The organism is Marinobacter antarcticus (assembly GCF_011049865.1).
Lineage (GTDB): Bacteria > Pseudomonadota > Gammaproteobacteria > Pseudomonadales > Oleiphilaceae > Marinobacter > Marinobacter antarcticus_A.
In genome coordinates this window covers 89,811-101,954 of the sequence record NZ_DRGY01000057.1, presented here as the reverse complement: position 1 = coordinate 101,954, position 12,144 = coordinate 89,811, and the positions used below count along the sequence as shown (strand labels likewise).

The following is a 12,144-nucleotide window of genomic DNA, read 5'->3' as shown; positions in this document are numbered from 1 at the left end:
GACTCTAGACAAGATCCTGACTACGACTCTCTTCCATGATCAACGCAACCAAATCCGCAGCCGGTAATTCCCGCGCCAAGGGTGCGCCCTGACCTGCCCATTGCGCGGCGAACTCATGGTTTTCACATGTTGATGCCGCTTCATTGAGACGTTTGGTTAAATCGTAAGCGACCGGATAATCCGCCGGCGGCGGACTGCCTTTTGCTTCGCCAAGGGAAATGAGCCGGTTAACGATACCGCGGGCTGGCCGACCGGATAGAACTTTCGTTAAGCGTGTTTCTGCTGCCCTCTCGCTTCTCAGCGCGTCCCGATAGGCCTCATTTGCGGACGACTCCGGGCACAAAATGAACGCTGCTCCAAACTGAACTGCAGACGCACCGGCCTGCAGCGCCGCCTTCATTGCGTACCCATCCATTATGCCGCTGGCCGCAATTCGAGCAGCATTTTGAGGGTATCTGCATCGTTTAAAAACGACGTGTAGATCTCGTCCAGCGAACTCGGTGGTGCCGCATCCACTTCTGCAAAGAGAGGCGCAATGTGCTGGATCCAACGGGCCTCTGTATCTACATCCCGGTGTGCAGGTTGGTGGCAAAAGACGTTGACGTTGAACGGCCCGGAGGTCAGGGTTTGGGCACGCTCAATCATCTTCCTGGCTTGAACGGTGTTGCTGGCGCCCATTCCCAATGAACCCAGCCCCCCTGAATTCGTGACGGCTGCCGCAAGCTCTGGTGTTGACACGCCCGCATCGGCGCTTGAATAACCGGATGGCGAATACCCAATTGCGCGAGTAACGTTTCCCTTGGTTTCATGCTGGCTCTCCTACCGGTAAACAGGCGACATTGTATTCTGCCCGGAAACCAGTCAGAGGATCAACGTTCTGAAACGTCTATTGGGCAATGGGTATTGAGTACTGTCTGAATGAGGAACGCCCAATCAGCCGATGATCTGGCTGATTGGGCGTTAACTGAAGCGTTGCTGGGCGAGACGGTCTGAGCCTATCCTTTGCCCAAATACGCTTCCTGCACTTCGGAAGACGCCATCAGGGCTTTGGCTGTGTCTTCGTGAACAATCTTACCCACTTCCAGAACATAGCCCCGGTCTGCAAGCTTCAATGCTATACGGGCATTCTGCTCCACGACCAAGATGGTGACACCCGTCTTTCGAACATCCGCCAGGGCCGCGAAAATGTTCTTCACAATAATGGGTGCCAACCCAAGGCTAGGCTCATCGAGCATCAACAGCCGAGGTTTGGCCATCATCGCGCGACCAATAGCCAGCATTTGCTGCTCGCCACCGGAGAGCGTGCCAGACAGTTGCAGACGACGCTCAAGGAGTCGCGGAAACAAGTCGTAAACCTGCTTTCGGGTTTCCAGGGCCTCCGTTCTCGGGCGCGTGTATGCACCCAGCATCAGATTTTCTTCTACGGTTAAGGTACCAAAAACCCTGCGCCCTTCGGGCGAATGGGCAATACCGAGCCCCACAATGGCGTCAGCGCGGGTTTGCGTAATATCGTTACCGTCGTATGTGATCGTACCGGCGGTTGGTTTTAACAAACCGCTGATCGTTCGCATCAAAGTGGTTTTACCCGCACCATTAGCGCCAAGAATGGTAACCACCTCCCCTTCTTCGACGGCCAGCGACACGCCTTTTATGGCCTCGATATGGCCGTAGGAGACCTTCATATCAGTGATGCTTAACAGACTCATGCGAAGGCCTCCTGTTCGTCTTCATCGTCGTCTTTGCCGAGATAGGCTTCAATCACATCCGGATTGTTTCGAATGGATTCAGGCTCGCCCTCGGCAATTTTGCGGCCAAAACTGATCACCACAATGTGGTCAGTCACGTTCATGACAACGTTCATATCGTGCTCGACCAGCAAAACTGTGACACCAGAATCGCGAATATCGAGTATGGTTTTGTTCAGTTCAGCGGATTCATTGTCGTTCAGGCCCGCAGCAGGCTCGTCGAGGATCAATAGTTCCGGGCTGGCTGCCAGGGTGCGCGCCATTTCAACGCGCCGCTGAATACCGTAAGCCAAAGATGTCGCCACTTCATTGGCCACATGATCCAGCTTGAGCGTTTTGAGGATTTCCATGCACTCCTCTCTGAGCTGCTTTTCCTCACGACGCTGAGCCGGTGTCGACAACAGTCCCGCCCACCAGGTTTGTCGGGTGCGCAGATGTTTACCGGCCAGAACATTTTCCAGCACGCTCATGCCGGAAAACAAACGAATGGTCTGAAAGGTTCGCAATATTCCACGCTGGGCGACGCGATAAGGCGGCAGCCCGTTAATTGCCTCGCCTTTCCAGAGCACCCGCCCATCAGTAGGTTTGTAAACGCCAGTAATAATGTTGAATACGGTCGTTTTTCCCGCGCCGTTAGGGCCGATCAATCCTACGACCTGCCCTTTTTTGACTTCGAGATTCAGCTGGTCAACGGCCCGGAGGCCGCCAAAGCTGATGCCGATATTATCCAGCGCAAGCAATGTCGGTTCGCTAGTGCTCATTCGGGACGATTCCTTCTTGGCCAGATACCTTGTGGGCGCAGTACCATGACAACAATCATGGCCAGACCAAACACCAGGTAACGATATTCGGCGAGATCACGGAACACCTGCGGAACCACAAACATCAGAACGGTGCCCAACAGAACGCCAGGGATAGACGCTTGACCACCAACGATCACAATGGCGAACAGAGTGACCGACTCCATAAACACAAACGCACTTGGGCTGACGGTGGCCAATTGCGTGGCAAACAGCGTACCAGCGGCTCCTGCCAGACCAGCGCCCAGCCCGAAGGCCAGAATTTTATAGTAACGCGCGTTCACGCCCAGGGTGGTTGCCGCAAGCTCATCTTCTTTAAGATAGCGAAACACCCGGCCAAGCCGGCTTTTGTCCAGATTGTTCATCAGCACCAGCGCAATGCCCAACAACAACCAGTTCAACACAAAGAGCCCTTCCTGACTGCTGATGGAATAGCCAAAGACACTGGGCACGCCAATACCGAAAATGCCGTCCGGGCCACCGGTTACACCGCCTACGTCGTTAATCAGAATCATCCGGAAGATTTCGTTGAAACCGATCGTCGCGACAAGCAGATAATCGCCCCTCAGTTTCACCATAGGCGCCGCCAGAACCATACCAACAATGGCGGCAACCACCACCGCAATCGGCATGGTCCAAAGGATCGGAACGCCGTACTGCACGTTCAGAATGGCCGTTACGTAGGCACCAACGCCAAAATAGACGGCGTGGCCCATGTCGTACATGCCGGCACGGCCCAGAACCACATCGGTGCTCAGAGCAACCACCGCATAAATAGCAAAGATCGAAAGAATGCTGATCCAGCTATTACTGGCGACCAGAGGTACCAGCAGTCCGGCAATCCAGACAACGGCACCTATATTACGATTGACAGATAGTTTCATACCTTGTCCGCCACCCGTTCGCCAAGAATGCCGGTGGGGCGCACCATCAGGATCAGAATAAGCAAACCGAACACAATAGCCTGCTGCCATGTGCTGGAGATGTAACCACTGGCAAGAGAGCTGAACAGACCAAGCAGCAAGCCGCCAATCATTGCGCCGGGAATGTTACCGATGCCGCCTATGATGGCTGCAATAAAGGCGTTCAGGCCATAAATCCAACCCATATCGAACACCGCCTGACGGTAATAGACACCAATAAACAGACCCCCGATAGCGCCTAGCGCAGGCCCAAGTATGAACACACTGGTGATAACCTTGTTCACGTTAATGCCCATCAGCCTTGCCGCATCCTGGTCAATAGCCGCGGCGCGAATGGCCGTTCCAAAGCGGGTTTTGTTCACATATAAATAAAGTGCAAGCATCAACAACAGTGAGACTGTGACAATGAATATCTGCGTAGCACTAATAACCACCGACCCGAAGTTGTAGGTGGTTTGAGGCATGATGCCTTCAGGGAAAGTAAGTGTCTGAGGGCTCCAGATCAGCATGATGCCATTCTGGATAAACATAGACGCGCCCAAAGCGGAAACCACGGCGGACAGGCGGTGGGCATTACGCAGTGGCCGATAGGCGGTAAATTCAAGAAGCACCCCTGCAATTGCGACGACTAGTACCGCAAGCACAAAAGCGACAATTACAATCCAGTTAGCAGGAGCGCCGCCGCTGCCAGCTAATCCGGTAATCACGGTTAGACCTATAAATGCACCCAGAATTGCCAAATCGCCATGGGCGAAGTTAATCAATCTGAGGATGCCGTAAACCATCGTATAACCGAGTGCAATCAGCGCATAGATGCTTCCTACTGTTAACCCGTTTATGAGCTGTTGCAGGAATATGTCCATTAATATTCGACCTATGTAAGGCAGTTTTAAAGGGGGATACAACAAAACCACGGGTTACCGCGGTTTTGTTGTAGATTCACGATCTGTCTGAATTACTGTTGCGGATAGACTGTCTTGTAGGTGCCGTCGGCTTGAACTTCAAAAGCCTGGAACGCACTACCGAGGCGCTCGCCGTTTTCGTCAAAGCCCAGTGGGCCAGTGAAGCCCGGGAAATCTCTGAGTTCGTGCAGGTAAGCCGCTACTTTTTCCGGATCAAAACTTTCGGTTTCCTGAACCGCTTTCACGATTGCACGCATACCGTCGGTATTGGTCAGTGTGAAGATGCTTGGGGGGCTCTCACCGTAGGCATCCTGGTAGTCTTGCAGGAACTGCTTGGCTTCCGGGTACGGAAGATTGGCAGGCGCCGGAACATTAATGATGACCGAACCTTCCGCTGCTCCGCCTGCAATCTCTGCAAACTTCACGTTCTGGTTGGCATCGCCACCTACGAAGTCAGCATCGATGTTCAACGAAGCTTGCTGGGAACGAATCAGACCGCCATCTGAGTAGTAGCCAGAAAAGTAGATGATATCCGGGTTTTCAGATTTGATCTTGGTCAGAATAGACCGGTAATCCTGTGAACCTGCGGTGATAAAGCCATCAAATACAATGTTGCCGCCCTGTTTTTCAACAGCGGCTGCCGTCGCTTCACCCAGACCTTTTGCAAAGCTCGAGTGATCTTTGATAATCGCGATGCGCTTGTATTCTTTAGCATTTACCAGATACTCGCCGGTAAATTCGGCTTCAGCGCTGTTAGGTGGCGCGTTCCGGAAGAACAATTTGTAGCCCTTCTGGGTCAACTGCTCTGCGGTGCCGTCGCTGGTTTGAAGAATGTTGGCGCGATCCAGAACCGGTTGCGAGGCTGCTGTGGCGCCAGAGGTGTAGCTGCCAATGACCGCGAACACTTCCTGGTTTGCCAGGTCACGACCACACAGGGCCGCCTGGGTTGCTTTGCCTTCATCGTCGCAGGACACGACTTTAACGTCTTTGCCCAGCAGACCACCGGCCTCGTTGAGCTGTTTCGCGATCAATTTAACCGCTTTTTCAATACCCTGGCCTTCATTTGCATACTGGCCAGTGATCGGAGCCTGAACCCCGAAAGTAACAGAATCAGCCACGGCCACACCGGCCATGCTCAATGAAAGCGCTGCGGTTGCAAGCGCTAAACGTAATTTAATCATTAAAATTCTCCACTCTTTGCTGTTGTTGTTAGACATATATCGAGCAGTGACGCTGCCCAAGATTTATGCGCTTCGTTGGTCGCATCTTTCTATAGGCCTAGGAGCAAGTTAGCCTAAAAACGCCTCTTTAGTTAGCAAAATACTCCTGTAATTGTTCAAAAACCTACTGCATTGAAAAAAGTTCGTTGCGCCATTCACGCCCCATTCAGGCTGCCCCGCGGGCAAACGCTCCCCCCATATCTGCTCTCCGGTCGTCAGATCATAAACTCTCAGATAGTCATCCACCGACGCCGCCAGAAAGGCCACGCCGCCTCCTGTAATGATTGGGCCACCTATGCCTGGCACATCCATCTCAATGGGAAGTGGCAACGGCGTCATATCGTAAATCGTGCCCCGGGTACACGATTGTGCCTTGCTCTGAAGGAGGCGTGTATTGCCCTTCGTAACGCAGAGAGCGGAATTTGATACGACATAGCATCTGGTCTATCGCACTCGCACCGGTTTCCGGATCAATTGCCACTAACCAGGCATCGGATGTCGGCAGAAACAACTGCGCATCGCACTGCCCACCGGCAAGTTCTTCTGCCGGCGTATTGGCGACTTTAACGCTAATATTATCTGCATCACCCTCTGCAATCTGCGTTCTACGCGCGATAGGCCTGCGCCCCTCAGCCGCCAACCCGGTAACGATTAGTGCCAAACCTGCGATCGCGTAAAACGAACTGCCTCCGAGTGAGGCCAGCCATGATCGGACATAAAATGACCAATCTGATAACCGGAAAAGATTGGGATTGAGGGGGAATTTGCGTTACTTCTCGGGGCGCACCCGGCGGCAAACACTATTGATATCGGGCAGAATAGCGGGGAGACCCTGTGCGAGATTTAAAGCAATGCGCCGCATTATCTCGGATTCGACATGTTCGGCCCGGGCGACCAGAGTCTTGTCGGACAGGCATATTTCCCGGGCGATGGTAATCTGCGCAAGTGCGCCCTGAACTTCGGGATCTTTCGGGTACTTGGCCTTGAGGGCGCCCGGCGTAAGTCGCAAAAAGTCCTTAGCCAAGTCCTCGTGATTCGGCGCTATAGCCTGCATGGCGTGTCATCTCCCTAAAGTTTTTAGTACTACTTTGGAGTCTTTAGTACTACTTTCCAGAAAACGAAACGGCTTCGAGTGTATGCATTATGCACCTATCACACACGTTACGGTGACGCGAATTAAATATTGTAAATAATTGTCAAATCACCAGCAAGTGTTAATGTTCTGGAGCCCAGGTCAGGGCCTTAAATCAACGTCTTAAATCAAAGATTCAAAGCGCGCCTTTGACAAACCGCTAATAACAGACAAAGGTTCAAGGGTATAGCATGGAAAAAAGCCAAGGAGTGTTTGATACGCATTCGGCGCCTCGAGCACCAAAGAGGCCGTTTTGAATGCACGAGACTCCCTAATTGGACTCATCGGATACACCGCAGGATTTTTACGAATGACCTTTGCACGCATTGCCGGCACTGGCTCTTACTTGCCAGAGAATATTGTTACGAACAAAGACCTCGAAAAAATGGTAGACACAACGGACAGGTGGATCCGTGAACGCACCGGCATTGAGCAACGGCACATTGCCGTTGAGGGCCAGACAACTGTAGATCTTGCGGAACAAGCTGCTCTGAACGCCATAGCGGCAGCGGGCATTGATGCCACCGACATCGATCTTATTGTGTTTGCCACCTCCACTCCGGACAAAATTTTCCCAAGTTCGGCCTGCATTCTGCAAGCCAGACTAGGTATTCATGGCTGCCCTGCTTTCGATATCCAGGCGGTGTGCAGTGGTTTTGTGTACGCCCTTTCCGTTGCCGATAAGTTCATCAAAACCGGAACGAGCAAAAAAGCATTGGTTATTGGCGCAGAGGTGTTTTCCCGAATCATCGACTGGTCAGACCGCGGCACCTGTGTGCTGTTCGGAGACGGCGCCGGCGCTGTGATTCTTGAAGCCCACGAAGAGACCGGCATTCTTTCCACACATCTGCACGCAGACGGCCAGTACGAAAAACTCTTGCACGTGCCTTGCGGTATTGCCGATGGTTTTGATCGGGTCAAAGCCGGCGAAGCCTTTGTTGAGATGAAAGGCAATGAAGTGTTCAAGGTTGCGGTAAATACCCTTGGGAAAATCGTTGATGAAACACTTGAAGCCAATCAGATGAAAAAGTCCGAGATTGACTGGCTTGTTCCCCATCAGGCAAATCTACGCATTATCGCCGCGACTGCAAGGAAGCTCAGCATGCCAATGGAGCAGGTTGTGGTTACCGTTAACAAACACGGCAATACCTCGGCTGCGTCTATTCCCCTGGCACTCGACGTTGCGGTAAGAGACGGGCGCATTAAACGTAATGACGTTGTGCTGCTTGAAGCCTTTGGCGGCGGATTTACATGGGGCTCGGCGCTGTTGCGCTACTGATCGGAATTGTAGGACTGTCTTTGCTGCCGGCAGGCTGCTTTTACTGCAATTAGGTGTATTTCTCAGTATCAGTCAGATACACTGTTTTTTTATACAGTAAAGCAGACATTCACTGCGAGGAATCACCATGGCGGTACAAGCAGTCTATTTTTCCGATAGGGACGGCCTGGATATGGCATTAAAAAACCCTGACACCATGCTTTTCACATCAAAAGCGGATGCCGATGCCAGAGATAAAATATTGGAACTGGCGGAAGAAATTCAGGTTTTTCTGGCTCGGAAAGTTGAAGGCCTGGGCGACGACATGGCTGAAAAATGCGCCATGGCCATCGCCGAAGACAAAGATCTCTTTCAAAAAGCGCTTAAAAAGCCCGACCTTTTAAACACGGCTCAGGAATAACCTGAGCCGTCCTGCCATTCATCGTCATAAAACCGCTCCTGTTCACCCCCGGGTGCCGGCCCTGCTCTAGCACCAGGCGACCAATGGCGGCAAAGCTTTGTCGCCGCTCTATCGCGTTGAGTGTCTGTAGTGCATCCAAAGTGATAAGCGAAGTTATAATTCAGTTTTCCTGATCATAAAAATCAAATCATTCCGTTATTACCTCCCAATCCTTTTAACTATAGTACCCATATCGAACAAATGAACTGATGTTGCTTATAGACAACACCATGAGCAAGCATTTTATTGACCGGGTACTTCCTCTTCAAACACAAACGGAGACATCATCATGGGCCTACTTGTAAACGGTCAGTGGGTTGACCAGTGGTACGACACCAAATCCAACAATGGCAAATTCGCTCGCGGCGAATCGCAATTTCGCAACTGGGTCACAGCGGATGGCAGTGCAGGCCCTACCGGTGACAGCGGGTTTAAGGCGGAAGCCGGACGCTACCATTTGTACGTTTCGCTGGCCTGCCCCTGGGCACACAGAACGTTGATCTTTCGCAAACTGAAAGGGCTGGAGTCGATGATTTCAGTGTCCGTGGTCAACCCGTTAATGCGTGAGCATGGCTGGACCTTTGATACGGACGAAGGCGTTGTTGCAGACCCGATCTTCCAGGCCGATTTCATGCACCAGATCTACACCGCCGCCGACCCTGAGTACACGGGGCGCGTGACGATCCCGGTACTTTGGGATAAGAAGCAAAATCGGTTTGTCAGCAACGAGTCGTCCGAGATTATCCGGATGTTGAACTCCGCTTTTGACGACATTGGTGCCAAGCCTGGCGACTATTATCCCGAGGCGCTGCGCGCGGAGATTGATAGCGTCAACGCCCAGGTTTACGACAACGTAAACAACGGCGTCTACAAAGCCGGGTTCGCGACCACTCAAGAAGCGTATGAGCAGGCAGTATTGCCCTTGTTCGAGACACTGGATGGGTTGGATCAGCGCTTGTCGACACAGCGTTACCTGCTCGGCGAACAGATCACCGAAGCAGACTGGCGGTTGTTTACCACGCTTATCCGCTTTGATGCTGTGTATCACGGGCACTTCAAATGCAATTTGAAGCAGATTGAAGATTACCCGCACCTGGCCGGCTATGTGCGTGAGCTGTACCAGTGGCCTGGCGTGGCCGAAACGGTGAATATGAAGCATATCAAAGAGCATTATTACCGCAGCCACGCCACCATCAACCCAACGGGCGTTGTGCCGGCAGGCCCGGTGTTAAATCTCGACGGCCCACACGGGCGCGATTGATTTAGGCTCAGTTTGGCATACACCCAGTGATTGAGGTCTACCATGCAAGCTTTACAGTTTTCCGCAACCGGCACACTGGATTCGCTGCAACTACGCGATCTGCCGACACCTGTGCCAGGTGCCGGCGAGGTTCTGATTGAAGTTCGGGCAGCGGGCCTCAACCCCAGCGACGTGAAAAACGTGCTTGGGCGATTTCCGTACACCACAACGCCCCGCATTCCCGGGCGCGATTTCTCCGGCGTGGTTGTGAGCGGGTCACCGGAACTTCAGGGGAAAGCGGTTTGGGGCGGCACCGGCAAGGGCTTTGGTTTCTATCGTGACGGCTGTCATGCGCACTATGTGGTTATGCCGGCCGATGCTGTCGCGCCCAAGCCTCAATCGCTCAGTTTTGCTCAGGCTGCCACCTATGGCGTTCCCTACATCACCGCTTGGGATGCCTTGGAACGAAGCCAGGTTCAGGCGGGCACCCGGTTGTTGATCATAGGCGCTGGCGCGGTGGCCAACGCAGCGCAAGCGCTGGGCAACGCAAGGGGCGCCAAGGTTGTAATGGGCGTGCGGCGTGCCGAGGTGGCACAAGATCTGGAGGCGCAAGGTATTCGTGCGTTTCAATTACCGGAAGCGAAGCAACTGCCAGAGCAGGCGCGAGATCACTTCCAACAACAGTTACCGGAAGTGATCTTTGATACGACCGGCTTCTGGTTACCAGCGGCGATTAATACGGTTGATTCGTTCGGGCGCATCGCGGTCATTGCGGCTCCGGCAGATGGGTTGGTCAATGTGCCTGCCCTGAACCTATACCGTCGTGGCGGCTCGATCATCGGCGTCAATTCACTGCTATACAGCTTGGAGGATTGCGCACAGATGCTTAGGCAAATAGGCGCGGCATTTGAGGGCGGCTTACCGGTTCCAAATGGGTTTATAGAGCGGCCACTTTCTGAGGCCGTCGCGGCCTATCACCAAGTCAATGAGGGTGGCTCCGAAAAGATCATCCTGATCCCATAAAGCAGCCTGTCGTTACAGCCAACATTTAAATTAAACGGGAGATTCTACAATGATCGAACTTCGACCCCACGGCGAATTGGGCGGTGCCCACCACGGCTGGCTGGACACTCGCCATCATTTCTCGTTTGCCGAATACTACGATCCCAACCGCATGCACTGGGGAAACCTCAGAGTCTGGAATGATGACACGATCGCGCCACATTCGGGCTTTCCACGCCATCCACACCGCGACATGGAAATCATTACCTACGTTCGCAAAGGTGCCATTACGCACCAGGATAACCTTGGTAATCAGGGCCGTACCGAGGCCGGCGATGTTCAGGTAATGAGCGCCGGAACGGGCATCGCCCACAGCGAGCTCAATGAAGAAGACGAACCGACCCAGATCTTTCAAATCTGGATCATGCCCAGTGAAACCGGTTTGCCGCCTACCTGGGGTACCAAGCCGTTTCCCAAGGGCGGGCGCAGCGGGGCATTCGTGACTCTCGCCAGCGGCCTGCCCGATGACGATGAAGCGTTGCCGATTCGTACGGACGCTCGCCTGGTCGCAGCGACTCTGGAAGCTGGTCAGAGTACCGAATATCACATCGCCCCCGGGCGCAAGGTCTATCTGGTGCCGGCCAGCGGTCAGATAGAGATTAATGGAGTGGTAGCCTCCGCCGGCGACGGCGTCGCCATTAGCGATGAACAGCTATTAAAGGTCAGTGCAAAGGAAGACAGTGAAATTGTACTGGTCGACGTGGCATAAGCACGAAGCACAGACACACATCAAATCACACAGAAAGAGGGCTCAAAAATGACTAAAATTATGGTTCTTTATTATTCGATGTACGGCCACATGGAAACGATGGCGCACACAGTTGCCGAGGGCGCTCGTAGCGTTTCTGGAGTAGAGGTAACGGTGAAACGTGTACCGGAAACCATGAGTGCCGAAGCATTCAAAGCGGCCGGTGGCAAGGTTGATCAAGATGCGCCCGTGGCCACGCCGTCGGAACTGGCGGATTACGACGCCATCATCGTTGGCACACCGACACGCTTTGGCAACATGACCGGGCAAATGCGCACGTTCTTCGACCAGACCGGCGGCCTTTGGGCCAAGGGCGCTCTGGCCGGTAAAGTGGCCAGTGTGTTCACCTCAACCGGCACCGGCGGTGGGCAGGAGATGACAATCACCTCCACCTGGACCACTTTGGCGCACCACGGCATGGTTATCGTACCCATCGGCTATACCACACCGGCGCTTTTTGATGTCTCTCAGGTCGGTGGCGGCACGCCCTATGGCGCGTCGACGATTGCCGGTGGTGATGGCTCCCGCCAGCCAGACGAGCGTGAACTGGGTATCGCTCGCCATCAGGGTGCACATGTTGCTCAGATTGCCGCTAAATTGAAAGGTTAATAGGCTTTCACAGCGCCCCTGGAGGGATGTACACCTCTAGTGGCG

General features: G+C 53.4%; 12 protein-coding genes and 2 pseudogenes. 6 read left to right on the top strand and 8 right to left on the bottom strand.

Features of this window, described 5'->3' with window-relative positions:
* Nucleotides 1-4: 4 nt before the first annotated feature.
* From ENI00_RS07795 to ENI00_RS07760, 8 genes and pseudogenes are all read right to left on the bottom strand, one after another.
* Nucleotides 5-809: pseudogene (locus ENI00_RS07795) on the bottom strand (NAD(P)H-dependent flavin oxidoreductase).
* Nucleotides 810-995: 186 nt separating this feature from the next.
* Nucleotides 996-1,706, bottom strand: a complete 711-nt coding sequence (locus ENI00_RS07790; protein WP_349740400.1) for an ABC transporter ATP-binding protein — start codon at nucleotides 1,704-1,706, stop codon at nucleotides 996-998.
* Nucleotides 1,703-2,506, bottom strand: coding sequence for an ABC transporter ATP-binding protein (locus ENI00_RS07785; RefSeq protein WP_304101053.1), 804 nt, complete (start codon nucleotides 2,504-2,506; stop codon nucleotides 1,703-1,705). The genes ENI00_RS07790 and ENI00_RS07785 overlap by 4 nt, the downstream gene beginning before the upstream one ends.
* On the bottom strand, nucleotides 2,503-3,429 hold the full coding sequence (locus ENI00_RS07780; RefSeq protein WP_304101051.1) for a branched-chain amino acid ABC transporter permease: 927 nt from the start codon (nucleotides 3,427-3,429) through the stop codon (nucleotides 2,503-2,505). The genes ENI00_RS07785 and ENI00_RS07780 overlap by 4 nt, the downstream gene beginning before the upstream one ends.
* Nucleotides 3,426-4,331: a branched-chain amino acid ABC transporter permease gene (locus tag ENI00_RS07775; protein WP_304101049.1), complete on the bottom strand. Its 906-nt coding sequence runs from the start codon at nucleotides 4,329-4,331 to the stop codon at nucleotides 3,426-3,428. The genes ENI00_RS07780 and ENI00_RS07775 overlap by 4 nt, the downstream gene beginning before the upstream one ends.
* Before the next feature lie 92 nt (nucleotides 4,332-4,423).
* Nucleotides 4,424-5,551, bottom strand: a complete 1,128-nt coding sequence (locus ENI00_RS07770; protein ID WP_304101047.1) for a branched-chain amino acid ABC transporter substrate-binding protein — start codon at nucleotides 5,549-5,551, stop codon at nucleotides 4,424-4,426.
* Nucleotides 5,552-5,764: 213 nt separating this feature from the next.
* Nucleotides 5,765-6,050 (bottom strand): annotated as a pseudogene (locus tag ENI00_RS07765) (hypothetical protein); the annotation flags it as partial.
* 309 nt (nucleotides 6,051-6,359) lie between these two features.
* Complete coding sequence (locus tag ENI00_RS07760; RefSeq protein WP_304101045.1) at nucleotides 6,360-6,644, bottom strand: hypothetical protein; 285 nt, start codon at nucleotides 6,642-6,644, stop codon at nucleotides 6,360-6,362.
* Between the two features lie 388 nt (nucleotides 6,645-7,032).
* Between ENI00_RS07760 and ENI00_RS07755 the strand changes: the two genes are divergently transcribed.
* From ENI00_RS07755 to wrbA, 6 genes are all read left to right on the top strand, one after another.
* Nucleotides 7,033-8,001 carry a beta-ketoacyl-ACP synthase III gene (locus tag ENI00_RS07755; RefSeq protein WP_304101043.1) on the top strand — a complete coding sequence of 323 codons (969 nt, stop codon included), beginning with the start codon at nucleotides 7,033-7,035 and terminating at the stop codon, nucleotides 7,999-8,001.
* Between the two features lie 127 nt (nucleotides 8,002-8,128).
* Nucleotides 8,129-8,401 (top strand): YebG family protein, encoded by a 273-nt coding sequence (locus tag ENI00_RS07750; RefSeq protein WP_304101041.1) that lies wholly within the window; start codon nucleotides 8,129-8,131, stop codon nucleotides 8,399-8,401.
* Between the two features lie 328 nt (nucleotides 8,402-8,729).
* Nucleotides 8,730-9,701, top strand: coding sequence for a glutathione S-transferase family protein (locus tag ENI00_RS07745; RefSeq protein ID WP_304101038.1), 972 nt, complete (start codon nucleotides 8,730-8,732; stop codon nucleotides 9,699-9,701).
* Between the two features lie 42 nt (nucleotides 9,702-9,743).
* Nucleotides 9,744-10,703, top strand: coding sequence for a quinone oxidoreductase family protein (locus ENI00_RS07740; RefSeq protein ID WP_304101036.1), 960 nt, complete (start codon nucleotides 9,744-9,746; stop codon nucleotides 10,701-10,703).
* A 49-nt stretch (nucleotides 10,704-10,752) separates the two neighbouring features.
* On the top strand, nucleotides 10,753-11,451 hold the full coding sequence (locus tag ENI00_RS07735) for a pirin family protein (RefSeq protein ID WP_304101034.1): 699 nt from the start codon (nucleotides 10,753-10,755) through the stop codon (nucleotides 11,449-11,451).
* A gap of 48 nt (nucleotides 11,452-11,499) precedes the next feature.
* Nucleotides 11,500-12,099 carry an NAD(P)H:quinone oxidoreductase gene (gene wrbA / locus ENI00_RS07730; RefSeq protein WP_304101032.1) on the top strand — a complete coding sequence of 200 codons (600 nt, stop codon included), beginning with the start codon at nucleotides 11,500-11,502 and terminating at the stop codon, nucleotides 12,097-12,099.
* Nucleotides 12,100-12,144: the final 45 nt, after the last annotated feature.